General features: G+C 54.3%; 16 protein-coding genes. 4 read left to right on the top strand and 12 right to left on the bottom strand.

Going from position 1 to position 21,536, the window contains the following annotated elements:
* Positions 1-92 precede the first annotated feature (92 nt).
* The 4 genes from KGP17_RS04270 (at position 93) to KGP17_RS04255 (ending at position 6,587) form a co-directional block, all read left to right on the top strand.
* Positions 93-1,430 (top strand): aromatic acid/H+ symport family MFS transporter, encoded by a 1,338-nt coding sequence (locus KGP17_RS04270; protein ID WP_094982122.1) that lies wholly within the window; start codon positions 93-95, stop codon positions 1,428-1,430.
* Between the two features lie 398 nt (positions 1,431-1,828).
* Positions 1,829-3,520, top strand: a complete 1,692-nt coding sequence (gene hutU, locus KGP17_RS04265) for a urocanate hydratase (protein ID WP_024483429.1) — start codon at positions 1,829-1,831, stop codon at positions 3,518-3,520.
* Entirely contained in the window at positions 3,517-5,052 is a 1,536-nt protein-coding gene (gene hutH / locus KGP17_RS04260) for a histidine ammonia-lyase (protein ID WP_166734121.1), read from the top strand. The genes hutU and hutH overlap by 4 nt, the downstream gene beginning before the upstream one ends.
* Positions 5,053-5,192: 140 nt before the next feature.
* On the top strand, positions 5,193-6,587 hold the full coding sequence (locus KGP17_RS04255) for an amino acid permease (RefSeq protein WP_059199787.1): 1,395 nt from the start codon (positions 5,193-5,195) through the stop codon (positions 6,585-6,587).
* Positions 6,588-6,638: 51 nt separating this feature from the next.
* On the opposite strand, the gene KGP17_RS04250 is transcribed toward KGP17_RS04255, so the two are convergent.
* The 12 genes from KGP17_RS04250 to mazG form a co-directional block, all read right to left on the bottom strand.
* Positions 6,639-7,835, bottom strand: coding sequence for a methionine gamma-lyase (locus KGP17_RS04250; RefSeq protein ID WP_094982125.1), 1,197 nt, complete (start codon positions 7,833-7,835; stop codon positions 6,639-6,641).
* A gap of 32 nt (positions 7,836-7,867) precedes the next feature.
* Complete coding sequence (locus KGP17_RS04245) at positions 7,868-8,239, bottom strand: hypothetical protein (protein ID WP_094982126.1); 372 nt, start codon at positions 8,237-8,239, stop codon at positions 7,868-7,870.
* Between the two features lie 11 nt (positions 8,240-8,250).
* On the bottom strand, positions 8,251-9,441 hold the full coding sequence (locus KGP17_RS04240) for an FAD/NAD(P)-binding oxidoreductase (RefSeq protein WP_223498896.1): 1,191 nt from the start codon (positions 9,439-9,441) through the stop codon (positions 8,251-8,253).
* A 292-nt stretch (positions 9,442-9,733) separates the two neighbouring features.
* On the bottom strand, positions 9,734-10,456 hold the full coding sequence (locus KGP17_RS04235; protein WP_223498895.1) for a hypothetical protein: 723 nt from the start codon (positions 10,454-10,456) through the stop codon (positions 9,734-9,736).
* A 165-nt stretch (positions 10,457-10,621) separates the two neighbouring features.
* The gene (locus tag KGP17_RS04230) at positions 10,622-11,365 is read right to left on the bottom strand and encodes a molecular chaperone (RefSeq protein WP_071926039.1); all 744 of its coding nucleotides are present in this window, start codon (positions 11,363-11,365) and stop codon (positions 10,622-10,624) included.
* Between the two features lie 8 nt (positions 11,366-11,373).
* Positions 11,374-12,711 (bottom strand): fimbrial protein, encoded by a 1,338-nt coding sequence (locus KGP17_RS04225; RefSeq protein ID WP_071682260.1) that lies wholly within the window; start codon positions 12,709-12,711, stop codon positions 11,374-11,376.
* 29 nt (positions 12,712-12,740) lie between these two features.
* Complete coding sequence (locus KGP17_RS04220) at positions 12,741-15,308, bottom strand: fimbria/pilus outer membrane usher protein (protein WP_223498894.1); 2,568 nt, start codon at positions 15,306-15,308, stop codon at positions 12,741-12,743.
* A 20-nt stretch (positions 15,309-15,328) separates the two neighbouring features.
* Entirely contained in the window at positions 15,329-16,057 is a 729-nt protein-coding gene (locus tag KGP17_RS04215; RefSeq protein ID WP_059199782.1) for a molecular chaperone, read from the bottom strand.
* Positions 16,058-16,195: 138 nt separating this feature from the next.
* Positions 16,196-16,729, bottom strand: a complete 534-nt coding sequence (locus KGP17_RS04210) for a fimbrial protein (protein ID WP_059199781.1) — start codon at positions 16,727-16,729, stop codon at positions 16,196-16,198.
* Positions 16,730-17,360: 631 nt separating this feature from the next.
* Positions 17,361-18,656 (bottom strand): phosphopyruvate hydratase, encoded by a 1,296-nt coding sequence (gene eno, locus KGP17_RS04205; protein ID WP_021179388.1) that lies wholly within the window; start codon positions 18,654-18,656, stop codon positions 17,361-17,363.
* A gap of 80 nt (positions 18,657-18,736) precedes the next feature.
* Complete coding sequence (pyrG, locus tag KGP17_RS04200; protein WP_024483442.1) at positions 18,737-20,374, bottom strand: glutamine hydrolyzing CTP synthase; 1,638 nt, start codon at positions 20,372-20,374, stop codon at positions 18,737-18,739.
* Between the two features lie 365 nt (positions 20,375-20,739).
* The gene (gene mazG / locus KGP17_RS04195) at positions 20,740-21,534 is read right to left on the bottom strand and encodes a nucleoside triphosphate pyrophosphohydrolase (RefSeq protein WP_059199780.1); all 795 of its coding nucleotides are present in this window, start codon (positions 21,532-21,534) and stop codon (positions 20,740-20,742) included.
* Positions 21,535-21,536 lie beyond the last annotated feature (2 nt).

The following is a 21,536-nucleotide window of genomic DNA, read 5'->3' as shown; positions in this document are numbered from 1 at the left end:
AAGCGCCTGTGACGCAGATGTATAGACAGGCAGGCACAAGTCGGGCGCAGTTCCGACGATCCATCAACATCCTATCTGCGTTTAAGGAAACTATGGCCCATTCCACCGAGTTGAATATTCAGCAGGCTATCGACGACAGCAAATTTTCGCTGTTTCACTGGACCCTGATCATCCTGGGTTTTCTGATCCTGGCAATTGACGGTTACGATACCGCGGCGATGGGCTATATCGCCCCTTCGGTGGCCAAAGACTGGGGGATCGTGAAACAGGATCTGGGGCCGGTATTAAGCGCGGCGCTGCTTGGCCTTTCGTTAGGAGCCCTGGTTGCCGGGCCGATTTCTGACCGCGTTGGCCGCAAACGGGTGCTGGTGTTCTCCTGCCTGTTCTTTGGCCTTTCCAGCCTGGCTACCGCCTACGCGGGTTCACTCAATAGCCTGACGCTGTGGCGCTTCCTCACCGGGCTTGGGCTGGGTGCCGCCATGCCAAACGCCATCACGCTGATCTCCGAATATGCTCCGCAGCGCTGCCGATCGCTGGCCATTAACACCATGTACTGCGGCTTTCCGCTGGGAGCAGCAGGCGGTGGCGCCATCTCTTCCTGGCTGATCCCCGCTTACGGCTGGCACAGCGTGTTGCTGCTGGGGGCCATTGCCCCGCTATTGCTCACCGTGCTGTTGATCCTGCTGCTGCCGGAATCGGTGAAATACATGGTTAACCGTGGGCAAGATGCCGCTAAAATCAAACAGATTGCCCAACGTTTTATCAGCTATAACATCAGCCACATCTCCCGTTTCTACCTGTATGAGGACAAGCTGGCCCTGTCGAAGACCAGCGTCGGCCTGCTGTTCAGCCGCCCCTACCTGGTGGGGACACTGATGCTGTGGCTCACCTACTTTATGGGATTGGTGATCTACTACGTATTACTGAGCTGGATGCCGCTGTTGATGCAAGGGTTGGGGTATCAGCTTGAGCAATCGGCGATCCTGACGTCGCTGTTCACCTTCGGCGGTACACTGGGGATCCTGATGGCTGGCTGGTTGATGGACCGCTGGAATGCCCACAAGGTGGTTTCCACCGGCTTTGCCATCAGCGCCCTGCTGATTGTGGCGATGGCCACCGAGGATAGCCAGATCGTGCTGCTCGGCGCCTTTATCTTCCTGATGGGCATTACCATGAACGGCGCGCAATCCGGCCTGCAAACCCTGGCTGCCACCTACTACCCAACGCACAGCCGCGCTACCGGTATTGCCTGGATGCAGGGGATTGGCCGCTTTGGCGGCGTGGCTGGCACCATGATGGCGGCTCAGCTACTGGCGATGGAGTGGCAGGTGCAGAGTATTTTGCTGTTCCTGGCGATCCCGGCGCTGCTAGCCAGCCTGGCCACGGTATTTAAAATGACGCGTTCAAGCGCATTGCAACCGGCTATCTAACCTATTGATTATATTAATGGGCGCTGTATACAGCGCCCTACAAATCGTTGTCTCCCAATCCTCCGGTAATACGTTTTTTTTATCTCTCCCGCTTAGTTGTAATCCAGATGTAAAATTATTGTGATTTGTCGCTCAAAAATGACACTATTTTAATTCATTTTTGTAGAGCAGCTCACTGTTTTGCCACGTCCGGCTAATGGTCTTAATCCGAAAACAAAACATAAAAACCTGATTTAAAACACAAATAACCTTTTCTTATGCCATTTTTCGCAAATTGTCGCCGCTGTTGCATATGCTTGTACATACAAGTATATGTTAATAAACCCCGCTCATTGTTATGGCCTGTGAGTTGCCGTCATAAGATGAGATTTGTACCGATACTGTTTGAGGAACTAGCTGTGACTGCAAATAACAAAGTTCGCCATGTTGATATTCGCGCGCCCCGCGGCACACAATTAAACGCCAAAAGCTGGCTGACCGAAGCGCCGCTGCGCATGCTGATGAACAACCTCGATCCTGAAGTGGCTGAAAATCCACACGAACTGGTCGTTTATGGCGGTATCGGCCGCGCAGCCCGTGACTGGGACTGTTACGACAAGATTGTTGCCACCCTCAAAACTCTGGAAGACGACGAAACCTTGCTGGTGCAGTCCGGCAAGCCGGTCGGCGTGTTCAAAACGCACAGTAACGCCCCGCGCGTGCTGATTGCCAACTCCAACCTGGTGCCTCACTGGGCAACCTGGGAACACTTTAACGAATTGGATGCCAAGGGTCTGGCGATGTATGGCCAGATGACCGCTGGCAGCTGGATCTACATCGGTAGCCAGGGCATCGTGCAGGGCACTTACGAAACCTTCGTCGAAGCTGGCCGCCAGCATTACGACGGCAGCCTGAAAGGCCGCTGGGTGCTGACCGCCGGGCTGGGTGGCATGGGTGGCGCACAGCCACTGGCCGCTACCTTGGCCGGAGCCAGCTCGCTGAACATCGAATGCCAGCAGAGCCGCATCGATTTCCGCCTGAAAACCCGCTACGTCGATGAGCAGGCCACCGATCTGGATGACGCACTGGCGCGCCTGAAAAAGTACTGCGCCGAAGGCAAAGCCATCTCGATTGCCCTGTGTGGCAATGCGGCAGAAATCCTGCCGGAGCTGGTCAAGCGTGGCGTTCGCCCTGACATGGTTACCGACCAGACCAGCGCCCACGATCCGCTCAACGGTTACCTGCCAAAAGGCTGGAGCTGGGAAGAGTATCGCCGCCGTGCACAAACCGAACCTGCGGTGGTGGTGAAGGCTGCCAAACAGTCAATGGCCGAACACGTAGAAGCCATGCTGGCGTTCCAGAAAATGGGCGTGCCTACCTTCGACTACGGCAACAACATTCGCCAGATGGCCAAAGAGATGGGCGTTGATAACGCCTTTGACTTCCCAGGCTTTGTACCTGCGTATATTCGCCCGCTGTTCTGCCGTGGCGTCGGTCCGTTCCGTTGGGCGGCGCTGTCTGGCGATCCGCAGGATATCTACAAGACCGACGCCATGGTCAAAGAGCTGATCCCAGACGATGAGCACCTGCACCGTTGGTTAGATATGGCACGTGAGCGCATCAGCTTCCAGGGCCTGCCAGCCCGTATCTGCTGGGTTGGCCTCGGCCAACGCGCCAAGTTGGGCCTGGCGTTTAACGAGATGGTACGCCGCGGCGAACTCTCTGCTCCAATCGTCATTGGTCGTGACCACCTGGATTCCGGCTCGGTCGCCAGCCCGAACCGTGAAACCGAATCCATGAAAGACGGCTCTGATGCCGTATCCGACTGGCCGTTGCTCAACGCCTTGCTCAACACCGCGAGCGGTGCCACCTGGGTGTCTCTGCACCACGGCGGCGGCGTCGGCATGGGCTTCTCCCAACACTCCGGCATGGTGATCGTCTGTGACGGCACCGATGAAGCCGCCGAGCGTATCGCCCGCGTGCTGCATAACGACCCGGCCACCGGCGTCATGCGCCATGCCGATGCGGGTTACGAGATCGCTATCGACTGCGCCCGCGAGCAAGGTCTGAACCTGCCAATGGTTGCCGCTACTCAGGGAGAAAAAGCATGAACGCTCTGACTATCCGCCCAGGTAAGCTGACGCTTGCCGAACTGCGCCAGGTTTATCAGCACCCGGTCACACTGACGCTGGACGACAACGCCTATGGCGCGATCCAGCAGAGCGTTTCCTGCGTGGAACGCATTGTGGAAGAGAACCGCACCACTTACGGTATCAATACCGGCTTTGGCCTGCTGGCTTCCACCCGTATCGCCCGCGAAGATTTGGAGAATCTGCAACGTTCCATCGTGCTGTCACATGCGGCCGGTGTGGGTGCACCTACCGATGACAACCTGGTGCGCCTGATTATGGTGCTGAAGATTAACAGCCTGTCGCGTGGTTTCTCCGGCATCCGTCTGGAAGTGATCCAGGCGCTGATGGCGCTGGTGAACGCCGAAGTGTATCCGCATATCCCGCTGAAAGGCTCCGTCGGTGCTTCAGGCGATCTGGCCCCGCTGGCGCACATGAGTCTGGTGCTGTTGGGCGAAGGTAAAGCCCGCTATCAGGGCGAGTGGTTACCGGCCACCGAGGCGCTGGCCAAAGCGGGTCTGAAGCCGTTAACGCTGGCAGCCAAAGAGGGTCTGGCGCTGCTGAACGGCACCCAGGTTTCCGCCGCCTTTGCGCTGCGTGGCCTGTTTGATGCCGAAGATCTGTTTGCTGCCGCCACCGTCACCGGCAGCCTGACCGTGGAAGCCGCACTGGGATCTCGCAGCCCGTTCGATCCACGCATTCATGAAGTACGTGGCCAGCGTGGGCAGATCGACGCCGCCGCCGCTTATCGCCACCTGCTTGGCGCGCGTAGCGCCGTGTCAGACTCACACGCCAACTGCGAAAAAGTGCAGGATCCTTACTCCCTGCGCTGCCAACCGCAGGTGATGGGTGCCTGCCTGACGCAGATCCGCCAGGCCGCAGAAGTGCTGGAGATCGAGGCCAACGCCGTTTCCGATAACCCGCTGGTGTTTGCCGAACAGGGCGATGTGCTGTCCGGTGGCAACTTCCACGCCGAACCGGTAGCCATGGCCGCCGATAACCTGGCGCTGGCATTCGCCGAAATCGGTTCACTTTCCGAGCGCCGTATTTCACTGATGATGGATAAGCACATGTCGCAGTTGCCACCGTTCCTGGTGGATAACGGCGGAGTAAACTCCGGCTTTATGATCGCCCAGGTCACCGCCGCCGCGCTAACCAGCGAGAACAAGGCACTGGCGCACCCGGCCAGCGTTGACAGCATCCCAACCTCGGCCAACCAGGAAGACCATGTCTCGATGGCGCCGGCAGCGGGCCGTCGCCTGTGGGAAATGGCGGATAACGTCCGCGGCATTCTGGCCGTAGAATGGCTAGCGGCCTGCCAGGGGCTGGATCTGCGTAAAGGTCTGCAAACCACTGCAGGGCTGGAGCAGGCTCGGCATCTACTGCGCGAACATGTCGCCTACTACGATAAGGATCGGTTCTTCGCCCCCGATATCGAAGCAGCCAGCCAACTGTTGGCAGCAGGCCATCTGACCGCGCTGATCCCAGCCACTTTGTTACCTAGCCAGGCGTAACGCCTTTAGGCCGTGCCCCGTCAGTCTGGAGCACGGCCTATTACCCTGCACAATTCGTCCTCTATCCCGCCGGGGTTCGTTCCCCCTGTGCGGATAGCGCTGCCTGTCCGACAACAATATGATTAAAACGGAGAAGCAACATGCGTAATGAGAAACCCCAGCTCCGGCGTGGCCTGAACGCGCGACATATCCGCTTTATGGCCCTGGGTTCGGCCATCGGTACCGGTCTGTTCTATGGTTCCGCTGGCGCTATTCAACTGGCTGGCCCGGCCGTACTGCTTGCCTATCTGGTGGGTGGCGCGGCGGTATTTATGGTCATGCGTGCCTTGGGGGAGATGGCGGTGCATCAGCCCGTCTCCGGCTCCTTCGGCCACTACGCCAGCCATTACCTCGGCCCGTTGGCGGGCTTCCTCACCGGATGGACTTATACCTTTGAAATGGTGATCGTGGCCCTGGCCGACGTGACGGCCTTCGGCATCTATATGGGGCTATGGTTTCCGGATGTCGCTCAATGGGTCTGGGTACTGAGCATCATTCTGTTTATCGGCGCGCTTAACCTGTGCAGCGTCAAAGTGTTTGGCGAGATGGAGTTCTGGCTGTCGCTGGTCAAGGTTGCCGCCATCGTGGCGATGATCGTTGGTGGGGCTGCCGTGATGTTGTTCGGCTTCGGTGTCACGCAGGAAGCGACCGGCTTCAGCAATCTGTGGCAACACGGTGGCTTTATGCCTAACGGTATTGGTGGCGTCATTGCCTCCCTGGCGGTGGTGATGTTCGCCTTCGGCGGGATTGAAATTATCGGTATCACCGCCAGCGAAGCCAAAGATCCCGCCAAGGTGCTGCCCAAGGCGATCAACGCCGTGCCGGTCCGTATCCTGCTGTTCTACGTGCTGACCCTGCTGGTATTGATGTCTATCTATCCGTGGAACAGCATCGGCCAGAACGGTAGCCCGTTTGTCGAGATTTTCAGCCATATGGGCATCAGCTCGGCGGCTAACGTGTTGAACGTCGTGGTGATCACCGCTGCCATCTCCGCCATCAACAGTGACATCTTCGGCGCTGGCCGCATGATGTACGGCATGGCGCAGGATGGGCAAGCACCTAAGGCCTTCACCAAGCTGACCGGTAACGGCGTACCTTGGATGACGGTATTGGTGATGTCCATTGCTCTACTGCTGGCCGTAGTGCTCAACTATCTGATCCCCAAACAGATCTTTATCATCATTGCCTCCATCGCCACCTTTGCCACGGTGTGGGTATGGCTGATGATCCTGCTGTCGCAGATCGCCATGCGCCGCACGCTCACTAAAGATGAAGTGGCCAAGCTGAGCTTTCCAGTACCTTGGTGGCCAGTCGCTCCTGCATTGGCTACGGCGTTTATGGTGTTTGTGATCGGCCTGCTCGGTTACTTCGAGGAAAGCCGTATCGCGCTGTATGTCGGGCTAGTCTGGGTAGCCTTCCTGACGCTGGCTTATACGTTGTGGGTACGCAAAAAAGGTGGGGAAACCTCTGCCGTAGTCTCAACGGAAAGCCGCTAACAACCAGCCCACCAGCCTCGATTAATGAGGCTGGTGCCCGCTGCGGCAGGTTTACTGGCAACGCGCCAGCGCCTGATTGATATCCGCCTTCAAATCTTCAACATCTTCCAGCCCGGCAGAAAGCCGGATCAGCCCATCGCTGATATGGTGCCGCCGGCGTTCTTCGGCGCTGTAGGCTGAGTGCGTCATACTCGCCGGATGCTGCGCCAAGGATTCGCAATCCCCCAGACTCACCGCCCGCAGGATCAGATTTAATCCGTTGAGGAAGCGGATCCCGGCCTCCATTCCCCCTTTCAGCTCAAAGGCCAGCATCCCGCCAGGGCGGCTCATCTGCTGGCTGGCTAAGCCATGTTGCGGGAAGCTTTCCAATCCAGGGTAATACACGCGCTCCACCGCCGGATGCTGTTCCAACAGTTCTGCCAACTGCTGAGCGTTGTCGCAATGGCGCTCCATGCGCAATGGCAGGGTTTTCAGGCCGCGGAGCAGCAAAGACGCATCCTGCGCCGATAGCACCGCACCGGTCATGTCCTTCAAGCCAATCAGACGGATCTCCTGCGCCAACTCGGCTTTGGCGATCACCAGCCCGGCCAGCAGATCGCCATGCCCACCCAGGTATTTGGTGGCAGAATGCACCACCATATCGGCCCCTAAAGCCAGAGGCTGTTGCAGGTAAGGCGTGCAGTAGGTGTTATCCACCAACAGCAGCGCTCGTGGTTGCCCGTGAGTGATTTCGGCGATGGCCGCAATATCGATCAGGCGCATATTCGGGTTGGCTGGCGTTTCGCAATATACCAGCCGGGTGCGTGGCCCAATGGTCTTCGCCAGTTGCTCCGGGCGTGTCAGGTCAACGTGAGTGATTTTCACGCCGTAACGCGCCAGGCCATGATGGAAGTAGCTAAAGGTGCAGCCATAAATCGTCTCATCGACGATCAGTTCATCGCCCGGTGCCAGCAGCGTCCAACAACAGGCAGTGATCGCTCCCATGCCGGAGGAGAAAGCCACGGCGGCCTCTCCGCCCTCCAGGTTGGCGATACGCTGCTCCAGTAAATTCAGCGTCGGATTGGCAATGCGTGAGTAAAAATAGCCAGGCTCGGTACCAGCGAAACAGGCACCGCCATATTCCGCCGAAGGAAAGGTAAAGGTCGAACTCATAAAAACCGGTGGGCAAAGTGCACCCAGAAATTGCTGCGGGTCATAACCGTGATGAATGGCACGTGTGGCGAACGCCTGTTTGGAATTCATTGACATAAAGATGTCCTGTTGAGGGAGAAGAGTTGCCGTCAGCTTTCTGCTGGCAACGATGAGGTACGCAAACGCTGGCCGATGATTTGCAACGTGCGCAACACCAGCATCAATCCTAATAGCGTGTCCGGCTGACGCAGCAGCGCATAGACCGAACGGTAGTTGGCGGGCGAGGTGTTCAATTGCAGCTCGCTATGCGCCATCTTCAACGCCATGCCGCCCTCCCAACCCGCAGCGACGACGCCTTCGAACACTCCAGCCAGTTTTTCCACCAGCGCGTTGTCCGCAATATCCGTTATGTCAGACAGCAACGACAGCAGATCGACCACGTTATCCAGCCTGCCGGTCGCCAGCAGCGGATCAAGCTTGGCCAACAGGGCATCTAACGGTTGTGCTTGCGATGAGTCCATACTTCCTCCGTTCAAATCAGTCCACGTACGGTGGCCCAGTACAGGCCACGGTTAAACCCGTTGCGCAGCATGCCTCCAAGCTTAGTGGCAGGCGTGGGGATCACGTCATGGCGATAGTCGTAAACCAACGGCATACCGGCCTGTAGTCCCATTTGGGCAATGGCCTGTACCTTACCGTCATAATGGCTATGAGGCTGGCCCAAACGCAGTTCCGCGACGATATTGTCGGCAATCACCGGGGCCTGGTTATGGCAGGAACCGCCCGCCTTGCTGACCGGCAGATCGACAGTATCGCCAATCACATAAACGCCCTGCTGGCCATAAACTTGCAGTGTCTGGTGATCGGTGGGAAGCCAGCCTTCGCCGTTATCGATATCGCTCAGCCAGGTGTTGCGTACCGCTTCTACCGCACGGATCGGCGGGGTAGCCATCAGGATGTCGAAGGGTTGTTCGTCGCCCTCGGAGGAATAGGCAATGCGCCGTTCGCTATCCACTTTGCTTAGGGTAAAACCTCGCTGATGCTTGATATCACGGGCCGCAAAAATGCTGTGCAGAGCCTCGCCAGTAGGGCGTTGCAGGAACAGGCAGTTACGCAGGAGCTGCGAAATGGTCGGGTAGGTGTAAACAATTTCAACGTTGTTACGCACCCCGCGCCGCCGCAGGTAGTCATCCAGCATCAGGGTGGTTTCTATTGGGGCAATACCACATTGGTGCGGTACGTTGGGCGTTTGCGGGAACGACACCGTGATAAAAATGCGCCCTTTCTCGATAGTAGCCAACTTTTGCGCCAACTGGCGAGACGCCTGATATTGGTAAAAGTGATCGCCCGCCTGGGCCAATCCTTCAATCTGTTCAGGCCAGGGTACGCAGCCGGTGGCAAAGACTAAAAAGTCGTAGTGATATTTATTGCCACTGCGGGTATAAATACAACGCTGGGATAAATCGAATTGTTCAGCCTTATCAATAATAAACTGTATCTCTGGACGTAATAGGCTTTGCTGCGGCCTGGTCAGTTCTTGTTTGAAAAAAGCATTAAAGGCGACATACATAAACGCGGGCTTGTAATAATGCACCGGCGAGTCGGAAATCATCATGATTTCAATCTGATTATTGATAACCTCACGATGTAACTTGGTGGCCAAAAGATTGGCCAGCATGGTACCTCCCGTACCACCACCTACAATAATTATCCTACTTCGCATTCCAACCTCTCAGTCTGTATGCAACAAAGTACGACAGCCAATGGCATTATTCCACCGGCTCTATTTAAGGTATTTAATCGAGGGGAAGCAGATATTTACCTGATAGAATTAAGAGTCTAGTAGCTAACAGCCATAAGGCATAATGAAAATAAATATTAAATTAGGATTATTATTACATTAATAAAATCATGGCGTTATAAATATTGAAAGTAAAATAAATACCATGATAATTAGTTGAATACTATAAATTGCATATTGCAGCTATATCACTAGGGTGGTTTTTCTGACAGACCTAGTTATTATGCTGCTGACATGCTCCATCCAGGCTGTAACCCACCATCGCCATATACAGGCTAAAGTAGCGTTCTGCCATCTCAATAAACGAGCTATTTAACTCAATCAGCACGTTATTTTTGGTGGTGAGCAGGCCCGATTTTTCCGCCGCCAGCAGGATCCGATTGATATGCGTACGGGACACCGAGCTAAACTTGGCGATCTCCGCCGAAGACAAAAACAGCACGTGGGAATTATGACGGATACTTTCTATAAAGAGCATCAGTAACACCATATGGCCCGCATCTTTAGTAATAAATAATGCGGCCTGTGGAACCAGATCGATCAGATAGATCTCCTGTATCATCAGTTGGCCGTAAACCTTGAAGAACGCAGGTAAAAACCAGCTCTGATCCAACAGGTCGGCAACCGGAATTTCGGGGGCTAACGTTTGATAGGGCAGCGCCATCGAGGAAACCAGCTCATGGGTTTGGCGCAAAGCATTCGGGGTAGGCCTAAACAACAGCGTGCGCCGGTCTTGATCGTCCTTCTTGACCTCCAGCCAGCGCCCTACGCGCAGAAAGAACAGAAACGAATCCAACGCGTTCTCGCTGATAATATCTTTGTCTTTAAAAAAGGCTTTAACATCCTTCAGGGCGGCCTCGCTTTGGTTGTAATAAATGGCCAGCAGAGTCGAGCAGATAATAAAGCGGCTGTTACGAAAGATGATTTTGTAGAACATAGGATGATTCCGATAGGTTTCATCTATCATCACGGCGTGTTTAATTATCGCCTGATGGAACCGCCCCGAGCTTCTTATCCTGGCGGCCCGTTGTGCCAATTCAAGTTCGATCTGAGGTTTATTGGGTAGCATCTTTTTCTCTATTTAGCCACAAGGTGAGGCCTGTTATTTCCGTACGGCATATTGTTGATCGACCGCATTACCCTGGTCATCGATAATGGCGGCGTTGACCACTGCTGAGGAGATAGCTCCTGATTGAACAATACCATCAATCCGATACTTTTTGCTGCCAAAAGGCGGCGTCATCATATCGCTCTCTTGTTGCACCGGATAATCCTGCTGGCCAATGCGCAACGCAAGACGGGAAAAAGAGAGATAAACTGGCGACGGGTTATCGCACAGCAAGACGTAATGATTATCTTCCTTTTTCAGTGTGAACACCGGCTTGGGCGCATCCTTCTCTGCCGCGACTACCGCCTTGGGCCGATAGAAAATCTTCATCTGGGTGTTCATCGCCATGGTCACGCTAGGCTGAAGCGGGGGGATCACCGGGCGTGTCGGTGGAATTTCGTACAGATTAATCCAGAAGACCGATTCCCTATCCGTTGGCAGTGACTGCTGGTTATAAATCAGCCTCAGCCCTTTCATGGTCTTGGGCTGCATGCTAAATACCGCAGGCAAGCTGACAAAAGGCGCTGTTGATTGCTCAGGGGCCGCATTGACATCCCCATCGTCTACCCAGGTTTGCACCACTATCGGATAGTCGTTGGTATTGAGGAGCATCAAGCTTTTTTCATTATCGCCCTCACGAAAAATCACTCGCGTCGCGGAGGCAATAATGCCGGCCTGAGCCAGCATGGCAGGTAACAAGCCACCGAGCAGCAGTAGCGTACAGACGATTTTCTTCATAATGTTCTCTACTGTACCTTGACCCAAACATACGCCTTGGCATCAACCTTGCCCGCCGTAACGGTCTGGCCCGGCAAGCGTGATAATGTGGCTGTCAACTGCGTGGTGTAATGAGTATACCCCGTCGCGGTACTGCCCCCGCTGCTTGCGCCATCGAGAACTGGATACCAACCCGCATTGTTACCCTGTGGGCACTGGCCAGCACTACAACGAGCCCAGCCGACAAAGTTCATTGGCGTACCGTTGCTACTGTTAGAGAGTGCAATTCCCACGCCGGTCGCTACACTGCTGTCCGTGCCATAACCGTCAGAGAGCAGATAGCTGACGCCACCGCTGGCGTTGACCAGACCAAGCTGTTGCGCCAGAGCAAAGCTGGCATAAGGGACTTGCAGACCCAAGGCCGTACGATTGGTACTAATCCCCGAAACGGCTGCATTATCACATTCGATATTGATGGTGAACTGGGCCTGCGAGGTTCGCCCCGCGGTTAATTGACCGACGGAAAGCGTGGGCAGGATCACCAGCGGCGTGACGTTACGTGCCACACAGGTGGCGGTGTAAGAAAGAGAAGAAATCGGCGACGTCCCCATCCCCATCGCGTTCCAACGCCCGGTTCCCCAGGTCGAATAGTTGGTGGCTGAATCGCTACCAATAGGATCAGACGCAATACCCGGCCCTTGGAAGGTCACATAGCCATTAGGCTGGATGCAGGTATAGTTCGAATTACCCGTGGTGGAAGCCATGCCAGTCAATGGATTAGAGGCACTGTAACCACAGTAGTTACTGGCACCACGGCCAGGGAGCGAGCTGATGCGGATCAGATCTGCCCGGATGGGGCTGAAATCCTTGACCCGGACCTGGATCTTGTTACCCACGGTGGCATAACGGGTGATCGGCGTTGCCTGCCAGTAACGGGTAAATACCTTGCCCGAATCCAGATGAGTGAGACGAATACCGACATAGGGGAAGTAGGTGGCAAAATAGTTGGGATTGCCGTCCGCCGCCCCTAAATCATAATACCCCCCCACCCGGTCGTCACCGTTGGTGGCAAACACTTCAAAAATCTGCCCGACGTCGCTAGCATCGCACTCATACAAAACTTTGTTCGGATCTGGGTAACGGACGCCGGAGGTGAAATCAAACACGCTACTGCCCAGCGGCGTGCCTACGGGCTGCAGGTATGTGCTGGTCAGGTTGATACGCCCCAGGCCGATCCCGACGCCACAGGCGTCGCAACCGGAGTCAATGGCTGGCGAAACGCGGGTGCATCTGGCCGCCGCTGGTAGGCAGACCCCTGCAAATAGGCCTCCCAACAGCGCCAACCGCAGCAGTGAAAATAACTTCATGGCATAACCTCCGGTGAAAAATCGGTAAATCAGCGGCATGTCGCCTTCAATAACAGGATCGGCTCATCGCTTGGTGGGGGTAATTTATAGGGTAAGCTGCATCGTTCAGCCGCCCCTTTTCCCCAGCGTAAGGTCAATTTCCCCTGCGGTTTATCGCTGCGCAGATAGACCTGATTAGCCTGGCCGACCATGCCGACATCATTATTGTTCTCATCATAGACCGAGGTCCCCATCGGGATGATGCTGCCATCTGGCCGCTGAACCTTGATCAACACCGCCTGACCTCGTATCGTTTTGAAGTGCAGACGCACCGTGGCTCCTGCGAAAGGTGCCACGCGCTGTTGCCCACTTTCCAATTCTGCTTTGCTGCTCATCCCCTGCGGATTCAAAGCCACAGTATTGAAATGATAGGGCACCAACGAAGGAACCAGCGCATAACCGAAACGATCGACACGGGCACCCTGCCCATCCATCACTTGCGCACCACGCGCACCAGGGGCATCGATCAGGGCAAAGGTATCCCCAACATAAGGCCCAAGCGTGACTCCACCGCGATGGGCAACCACTGCCCCCTGTAGTGCTGCCGATCCCTGCCAATATTGGCTGGATGCTGAAACCGAGCCGGTGGCACTGGCATAAGGCAGGCGGGTTTGCAGATTCCCCCCCCAGATACTGTTATGGTTATTATCGTCGGTGGTGAAATTAAGCCCATAGCCGACCTGCTGCGTCTCCCCCACGTTGCCCGAGAGCGCCGCCTGATAACTCCCCCCCTGTCCTTGGCTATGATTAGAGAACAACGATGCCGTTGGCGCAGAAGAAGAGCGGCCAAGAGGAAAGGAAACCGAGAGCGAACTAACGGTTTGCGAGGTGTTGGTACTCGCGAAACCATTGCTATTCACATAAGGCTGATTTCCGTCGTAATAGGCGCTATTGTTGCCGTTCAGGCTACGGGTACGCGTCACCGAAAGGTTCAACGCGACGCCGTTGCCAAATACCTTGCCCCACCCCAACTGTAGCTGATTATCCCGGCCACGCCCATCGCGATAATCCTGCGTAGAGCCTGACAGCGTCAGGTTACCCAATGAGCCGATCCCCTGATTGACGGCCACTTCAAAGCGCGACTGCTGGCGATAGGAATCGGATTGCCAACTTTGTCCACTGCGTTCTGCCTGACGTACGCCAAGCACATCGCTCAAATCACGAAACCCTTCGGTGGAGTAACGATACCCGGCGATGGAAAGCGTGGTATCCGTTGGGGTAAAGCTTTTGCTATAGGACAGGTGCAGCATCCAGCCCGAGGTGGTGCCTTCCGGCAGGCTGGCATGGGAAAAAGTGCTATCCAGGCCAAAAGCCCCCAGCGAGTTACTGTAGACCCCACCCAGCATCAAGGCCTGATAACCATCAGCCAACTGGTTGCCAGTATTAAACGTCAGAGAGTTGCTCAAACCATACTGCCAGGTCAGTTCACTGAAAAGATCGTTGTCGCCGATAAAGCGCGATCGACCAAGAGTCGCCGAATAACGTGAGGAGCCGGGGCGCATGGATTGGGGAACGGCAGAGAATGGCACGGTGAAGGTGCTGACGCTACCATCTGCCTCGGTCACCACCACCGTCAGGTCACCGGAGAAGTTGGTGGCAAACAGATCGTCAATCGCAAAGGGACCAGGGGCCACCGTGGTTTCATACAGTTGGCTTTTGCCCTGAAACACGGTCACCCTGGCGTTACTATTGGCAATACCGCGCACCACGGGAGCATAGCCTCGCAGCGAGTCCGGCAACATACGATCGTCCGACGTCATCCGGACACCGCGAAACCCCAGCCCGGCGAAGAAATGGCCGTCGGTAAAACCTTCTCCCAGCAAAACCTCACTGCGTAACGGCAGCACCGCCCGCTGGACATAGCGGCGGCTGGTATCCCAATGGCTGCCAAATTCATTATCAAAACGGAAGCTGGATTGCTGGCGGTAACGCCATAGACCCAGGTTAAAACCCCCATTCAGATTGGCGAAGGTGGAATTGAGATCCTTGGTCTGCCCCTGGCGGTAGTTGACGTGATATTGGTTAACGTTGTAGTTGAAAAACGCCATTGTTTCACCGCTGCTCAGGCTGTCAGGGCTGACGCTGCCACGGGGTTTATGGTTCAACAAACTCTGTGGGATACTGAGATCCAATCTTAGTTGTGACATATCGGCCTGAACCTGAATATCTTTAAGATCGCGTCCAGGTTGCAGGCAGCCTTCCGCAGGCGCCACCGGCACTTCCTTTAGACCAAGGCGTTCCAGCTGTTGTCGGTCAAAACACGGCAAAACGCGCCGATCGTCACCCAAAACAAAGCGGATTTTGCTGCGTTCAACAAATACGCCGTTGGTAAACAGTTCGACCTCATAGTTGCCTGGCGTCACCAGATCCTGTTGGTTGAACTGTTCGAGTTGCGTAGTGCTGAAAACGCTGCCGCGCAGTAAATCGGCGTCGAAGGCGTAGTCGTCGTCCGTCGCGCCTTGTGCCAGGGAGATCCCGCCCAAAGAGAGCAAAAAGAGGCCATAGCGGCAGCACGTTGATAGCAGAGGCGGAAATGTGGGATAGTTTTTAAGCGACATCAGGACCTCCCTGTCCTTTTTTAGTGCGGCGTCTCTAACGTTACGGGAACCTCTACCCCGTAGTCATTCATGACGCCGAGCACCACTTTCAGTTTCCCTTTGGGGAACGCCGAGCCGAGCGGCCAACTCACCTGCGAAAAAGGCGCGACCATATCGGCCGGTTCAATATGCAGGTTTTTATTGCCGCTTTTGGCATAGCTGATGCTGACGTAATAAGGCGTGGGATTACTGACCTGTAATGCATTGCCATTACGCTGGATTTGCAACTGTTTACCCGCCTGATTCCCCTCTCCCGGCAGCCCTTCTGGCCGATAGAACACCTTCAACCGGTTGCTGACCAACAGTACCAGCTTGTTTTTATCCGTTTCGCTTTGCTTGACGGCTGGCACCTGGAGGAAGTTAAGGTGAAACAGGGATTCTCGGTCGGTCGGTAAACCTTTGCCGGTGTACATCAAACGTACCATTTGCCCGCTATGGGCATTCATCCGGAAAATCTGTGGCGATGCGATAAAAGGGGCATCGGCCGTTTCGGGCGTCGATTTGTCATTATCGATATCGAGCCAGACCTGGAGCAGCGCCGGAGCAGCATCATCGTTGGTAAACTGCAGCGTCTTTTCGCGTGCCTGGGCCGGGTAGATCACTCGGTTGCCCAGCATGGTGACGCTGGCAGCAGCGCTATCGACAATCAGCAACGTCAGGCTGAACAGCAATGCCGCCCAACAAGAAAAGGTACGTGTGGTATACGCCATAAGAGAGACCAGTCAACAAGACTAATAACTCAGCACCCCTTAGCGTTTCGGGCGGTGCTGACGTTATTATGGGTAACAGGTTATTTCCCGCCATCAGGCTTGAGCCTGGTGGCGGAAACAACCTGGAGCGGAAGAGTATTATTTATACGTAATCGCATATTGTGCCGTGGCGATCACTGAACCTGCAGTCACCCCAGCTTCTTCGGCATAATAACGGGCAACCAGTTCTTGCGAGGTTGATGTCGCGCCGGTTGCCAGCGTCATTGCGCTGGTGGTGGCCGTTGAACCCGTAGTAAAGCTCAGTGGCGTGGTGGCATCGCTATCCAACAGTTGAATAGAAACCTTGGTCGCATCACCGGTGTTACCCAGGTTGCCATTGGTAGTCGTGTTATTGCCCACAAATACCGTCTTGATGGAGGTGTCGCTGGCCGCGGTAGTACAACCGGTTACGTTAACGGTAAAGGTTGTGTCACCAGCGGTGGCACCTTTGGTAGCGAGCGAGCTGGCCGCAACCGTCTGCAGTAACACCACCGGATTGGCTTCATTGCCGTTAATATTCACCGAGCAGGTTTGAGTACTCACTTCACCCTTGAATTGCACGGTGTTGGCTGAATCTGCCATGGAGGTGCTAGAGAATGCAATTAAAGCGAGAGCCGTCATTTTGATTTTCATAAGAAATCCTTTTAATTTACTTTTTCCAATAAAGCAGTCCTGGCAGTAATTAATTACTGGCTTAAACTCACTAAGAATATACATGTCACACTATATTTCTAAAACGCCCTGTGGACATGTGAGATTATTCTAGCAAACCCAGATTTTTCCTAACAACCATTTTTTCGTCGCAATCGCATATAATAGAATTTATTTACATTTTGTAACAACTATTAATCTTGCTTTTTAGATAAATTAAAACATTAAATATCAATAGGTTAAGATATCGCCATGATCACAACGCCACAATAATAAACATTTTGAAACATATTGGCCTTTTTAGGGGGTATTCCCTAAGGTTAGGAATATTCCTGTCATTTTAATATTTTAATGTCTTTGTTTAGATAATTATTGATTGTTCAGTAACCATTCAGATGTCGAAAACTAGGTCGCCGGGGCTGGAAAATACCACCACAAAACAGGAAATCTATCGCTGAAATACCCCTCCCCGCCACCAAGAAGAATCTTAAATAAATTTTTACACCATGTCGCAGATTGGTGAGTTCATTTAACATAGGCATAAAAAAACGGAGAGTACCTTTACGGCACTCTCCGTTTGCTTACTGATTCAGTAACGAATCAAACCGTTATATTACTGACCTTTAACTTCTTTCAGGCCATTGAACGGTGCGCGGTTGCCCAGCGCTTCTTCGATACGGATCAGTTGGTTGTATTTAGCAACGCGGTCAGAACGGCTCATAGAACCGGTTTTGATCTGGCCAGCCGCAGTGCCTACCGCCAAGTCAGCGATGGTAGCATCTTCGGTTTCACCTGAACGGTGAGAGATCACCGCGGTGTAGCCTGCGTCTTTCGCCATCTTGATTGCAGCCAGAGTTTCGGTCAGAGAACCGATCTGGTTGAATTTGATCAGGATAGAGTTAGCGATGCCTTTCTCGATGCCTTCTTTCAGGATCTTGGTGTTGGTCACGAACAGGTCGTCGCCCACCAGCTGGATTTTGTCGCCCAGCACTTTGGTCTGGTATGCGAAACCATCCCAGTCAGATTCGTCCAGACCGTCTTCGATAGACACGATTGGGTATTGCTTGGTCAGGTCTTCCAGGAAGTGAGTGAACTCTTCAGAAGTGAAGGCTTTGTTGCCTTCGCCAGCCAGCACGTATTTGCCGTCTTTGTAGAATTCAGACGCTGCACAGTCCATCGCCAGAGTAATGTCTTTACCCAGTTCATAACCTGCCGCTTTTACCGCTTCAGCGATAACAGCCAGCGCTTCGGCGTTAGAACCCAGGTTTGGCGCATAGCCACCTTCGTCGCCTACGGCGGTGTTCATGCCCTTGCTCTTGAGTACTTTAGCCAGGTGATGGAACACTTCAGAACCCATACGCACGGCTTCTTTCAGCGTTTTAGCGCCAACAGGCTGGATCATGAACTCTTGAATATCAACGTTGTTGTCTGCGTGCTCACCACCGTTGATGATGTTCATCATAGGCAACGGCATAGAGAATTTGCCTGGGGTGCCGTTCAGTTCAGCGATGTGCTCATACAGCGGCATACCTTTAGAGGCAGCAGCGGCCTTGGCAGCAGCCAGAGAAACAGCCAGGATGGCGTTAGCGCCAAACTGGGATTTGTTCTCGGTACCGTCCAGATCGATCATGATCTTGTCGATGTTAGCCTGGTCTTTGGCATCTTTACCCACAACCGCCTGAGCGATTGGGCCATTTACTGCGGCAACGGCTTTCAGTACGCCTTTACCCAGGAAACGAGACTTGTCACCGTCACGCAGTTCCAGTGCTTCACGGGAACCGGTAGAAGCACCTGACGGCGCTGCAGCCAGACCGACGAAACCGCCTTCCAGATGCACTTCGGCTTCAACAGTTGGGTTGCCGCGTGAGTCGATGATTTCACGACCGATGACTTTAATGATTTTGGACATTAGGTTTTCCTCAGACAAGTTAAACTAAAACTCCAGACAAACAACGCGCGGTTTTGGCCGCGCGTTGCTTACTAAAACTCTTATTTCACCTGACGCTTCTGGTGTTCACCGGCCGCCTTGACGAAGCCAGCGAACAACGGATGTCCATCACGCGGCGTCGACGTAAATTCCGGATGGAACTGACAGGCCACAAACCACGGATGATCAGGCAATTCAATAATCTCAACCAGCTTGTTGTCCGCAGAACGACCCGCCACACGCATACCTGCGGCTTCGATCGGCTTCAACAGCATGTTGTTGACTTCGTAACGGTGACGGTGACGTTCCACGATGGTTGGTTCGCCGTACATCTTGCGCACCAGGCTGTTGTCGGTCAGGTGGCATTGCTGGCCACCGACGCGCATCGTGCCGCCCAGATCGCTTTCTTCGGTACGGACTTCGACGTTGCCGTCTTCGTCACGCCACTCGGTGATCAATGCGACCACCGGGTACTTACAGTCTGGCACAAATTCGGTGGAGTTAGCATTTTCCATCCCCGCCACGTTGCGCGCAAACTCCATCAACGCCACCTGCATACCCAGGCAAATGCCCAGATAAGGAATTTTGTTTTCACGCGCGTAGCGTGCGGTCATCACCTTGCCTTCCACGCCACGATAGCCAAAGCCGCCAGGGATCAGGATGGCATCCAGATCTTTCAGCACTTCAACGCCGCGGGTTTCAACATCCTGCGAATCGATCAGCTTGATGTTGACGGTCAGACGGTTTTTCAAGCCACCGTGCTTGAGCGCTTCGATCACCGACTTGTAAGCATCTGGCAGTTCGACATATTTGCCGACCATGCCGATGGTCACTTCGCCGCCTGGATTGGCTTCTTCGTAGATCACCTGCTCCCACTCGCCCAGATTGGCTTCCGGCGGTGTCAGGCTGAATCGTTTACAAATATAATCATCCAAGCCCTGAGATTTCAAGAGGCCTGGGATTTTATAAATGGAATCAACGTCTTTCAGGGAGATAACCGCTTTTTCCGGTACGTTACAGAAAAGAGCGATTTTAGCGCGTTCATTAGCAGGAACTGCGCGATCGGAGCGGCAGATCAGCACATCTGGCTGAATACCGATGGAAAGCAGTTCTTTTACCGAATGCTGGGTAGGTTTGGTTTTCACTTCACCCGCGGCTGCCAGGTATGGCACCAGCGTCAAATGCATGTACAGAGTGTGCTCACGGCCCACTTCGACGGCCATCTGACGAATGGCTTCCAGGAACGGCAGGGATTCGATATCGCCGACGGTGCCGCCGATTTCGACCAACACCACATCGTGGCCTTCGCCGCCTTCGATGATGCGTTCTTTAATGGCATTGGTGATATGTGGGATCACCTGTACGGTGGCACCCAAATAGTCGCCACGGCGCTCTTTGCGCAGCACATCAGAGTAGATACGCCCGGTGGTGAAGTTGTTACGACGCGTCATTTTGGTACGGATGAAGCGCTCGTAGTGACCCAGATCCAGATCGGTTTCTGCCCCGTCTTCGGTGACGAAAACTTCCCCATGCTGAATCGGGCTCATGGTGCCCGGATCCACGTTGATGTACGGGTCCAGTTTCATGATGGTAACGTTGAGGCCACGGGCTTCAAGAATAGCCGCCAAGGAGGCTGCGGCAATGCCTTTACCCAGAGAGGATACGACCCCGCCGGTTACAAAAATATAGTTAGTTGTCATGCTGAACCTGAGAGTTTAGGTTTAAAGACGATGGAAGAACCAAGACGGGAAAGTAGTATACCCGAACCTCTCTTGACCTACAAACGATCGTTTTACCTGCCATCATCTCAACCACCCTCGTGAGTTCATCCCGGTTTAATCGTTCGGCCCCCGTTTTAGAGCCTTTTAGAAACAATGGGTTAGCATAAAAAACTGCGTACAAACCGAGTTTAGATGCAATAAAACACCTTAGATTTCAGTTTGTTGAGCTTTTCTGCCGGTTAAACCAGATTCAGCAATCCACAACCGGAGCTTAACCGTTTCAGCTTGAGCAAATATTGTCGCCGATCAAACAAGCGACACAGTTAGGACAACGGTATTGGCAATTAGTTTTCCAGGCGTTTTACCTGCTGCCAGGCCTCTTCCATCTGCTCCAACGTGGCTTCCTGCATTGTCAGACCGCGGCTTTGCACGATCTCCTCAACCTGGCGGAAGCGGCGTTCAAATTTGCGGTTGGCCACCTGCAACGCCTTTTCCGCCTTATGACCCAGATGGCGGGAAAGATTGACCGTGGCAAACAGCAGATCGCCAATTTCCTCTTCCAGCTTCTGCTCGTCTACCACCGCCTGCTGGGCTTCGTGCATCACTTCATCCAGCTCTTCATATACTTTGCCTACGACCGGCCCCAAGGTGTTCCAGTCGAAGCCGACCGCGGCACAGCGCTTCTGGATTTTATGAGCTTTCATCAGCGCCGGTAAGGCATTGGGAATATCATCCAGCGCTGAGTGCAGCGCTTTCTCTGCTCGTTCACCGGCCTTCAACTGCTCCCAGCGGGCGGAAACCGCCGCGCTGTCTGCTGCCTCAGCCTCACCGAAGATATGCGGGTGACGGCGTTCCAGCTTGTCGCTGATGGCGTTGCACACCTGGTCGAAGTCAAACAGCCCCTGCTCCTGGCCCATCTGAGCATAAAACACCACCTGGAACAGCAGATCGCCCAGTTCATCACGCAGCTCGGCATAGTCCTGGCGCTCAATGGCGTCCAGCACTTCGTAGGTTTCTTCCAGAGTGTAAGGTGCGATGGTGGCGAAGGTCTGCTTACGATCCCACGGGCAACCCACCTGCGGATCGCGCAGGGTTTTCATAATGGTCAGCAGGCGTTGCAGTGGTGTTGGTTGGGTCATGT

This window comes from Serratia sp. JSRIV001, assembly GCF_019968745.1.
GTDB classification, from domain to species: Bacteria; Pseudomonadota; Gammaproteobacteria; order Enterobacterales; family Enterobacteriaceae; genus Chania; species Chania fonticola_B.
This window is presented reverse-complemented; position numbering and strand designations above follow the sequence as displayed.

Coding starts and splice junctions, on each gene's coding strand:
- KGP17_RS04270 (WP_094982122.1), top strand. CDS start 93: ATGGCCCATTCCACCGAGTTGAATATTCAGCAGGCTATCGACGACAGC.
- hutH (WP_166734121.1), top strand. CDS start 3,517: ATGAACGCTCTGACTATCCGCCCAGGTAAGCTGACGCTTGCCGAACTG.
- KGP17_RS04255 (WP_059199787.1), top strand. CDS start 5,193: ATGCGTAATGAGAAACCCCAGCTCCGGCGTGGCCTGAACGCGCGACAT.
- KGP17_RS04250 (WP_094982125.1), bottom strand. CDS start 7,835: ATGTCAATGAATTCCAAACAGGCGTTCGCCACACGTGCCATTCATCAC.
- KGP17_RS04245 (WP_094982126.1), bottom strand. CDS start 8,239: ATGGACTCATCGCAAGCACAACCGTTAGATGCCCTGTTGGCCAAGCTT.
- KGP17_RS04240 (WP_223498896.1), bottom strand. CDS start 9,441: ATGCGAAGTAGGATAATTATTGTAGGTGGTGGTACGGGAGGTACCATG.
- KGP17_RS04235 (WP_223498895.1), bottom strand. CDS start 10,456: ATGTTCTACAAAATCATCTTTCGTAACAGCCGCTTTATTATCTGCTCG.
- KGP17_RS04230 (WP_071926039.1), bottom strand. CDS start 11,365: ATGAAGAAAATCGTCTGTACGCTACTGCTGCTCGGTGGCTTGTTACCT.
- KGP17_RS04225 (WP_071682260.1), bottom strand. CDS start 12,711: ATGAAGTTATTTTCACTGCTGCGGTTGGCGCTGTTGGGAGGCCTATTT.
- KGP17_RS04220 (WP_223498894.1), bottom strand. CDS start 15,308: ATGTCGCTTAAAAACTATCCCACATTTCCGCCTCTGCTATCAACGTGC.
- KGP17_RS04215 (WP_059199782.1), bottom strand. CDS start 16,057: ATGGCGTATACCACACGTACCTTTTCTTGTTGGGCGGCATTGCTGTTC.
- KGP17_RS04210 (WP_059199781.1), bottom strand. CDS start 16,729: ATGAAAATCAAAATGACGGCTCTCGCTTTAATTGCATTCTCTAGCACC.
- eno (WP_021179388.1), bottom strand. CDS start 18,656: ATGTCCAAAATCATTAAAGTCATCGGTCGTGAAATCATCGACTCACGC.
- pyrG (WP_024483442.1), bottom strand. CDS start 20,374: ATGACAACTAACTATATTTTTGTAACCGGCGGGGTCGTATCCTCTCTG.
- mazG (WP_059199780.1), bottom strand. CDS start 21,534: ATGACCCAACCAACACCACTGCAACGCCTGCTGACCATTATGAAAACC.